This is a genomic window from Staphylococcus sp. 231237_7MaSpsaltlick, assembly GCF_043107035.1.
This window is the reverse complement of sequence record NZ_JBICNX010000307.1, coordinates 1-523: the sequence shown is the minus strand read 5'-3', so window position 1 is coordinate 523 and position 523 is coordinate 1. Positions and strand designations below refer to the sequence as shown.

1 protein-coding gene is annotated in these 523 nt (G+C 31.2%); it reads left to right on the top strand.

Annotated features, from left to right (window positions below; genetic code table 11):
* Positions 1-237: 237 nt before the first annotated feature.
* Positions 238-523: LOG family protein (locus tag ACF91D_RS31615; protein WP_392438675.1), on the top strand; the 286-nt coding region annotated here is incomplete at its 3' end.

The window sequence follows — 523 nt, the reverse complement described above, 5'->3', positions numbered from 1 at the left end:
ATCAATAACAATTCTTTTGCCACAATAGAATATAATAAAGATGAATATAATTTTTCTATTCAAGGATATAAAGAAGATAGATGTATTAGAAAGTACATTAATTATCACAAATGAACGAGGTAATGAACCTAAGAAAATATCACTGCTTAGTATAATAAATTTATCCGTTGAATACTTTCTCGATGCAAAATAGAGCTTCCCTCAGCGTGTGTAATATGTATATAATTAGGTGAATGGATAGCTGAAAATGACCATACTTTAATTTATGGTAGTGGTAAAGTAGGTCTAATGGGACTATTAGCTGATACTGTATTAAAAAATAATGGTGAAGTCATTGGTGTGGTTCTAGAATTTTTAATGGGAAGGGAACTTTCTCATCCTAATTTAACCGAATTACATATTATAACTACTATGTCCAAAAGAAAATCTAAAATGGTAGATTTTGGTCATGCTTGTATAGCACTTCTAGGAGGCCTTGGTACACTTGAAGGGATAACTGGGGTTATTTCTTCAAGTGTTGGAC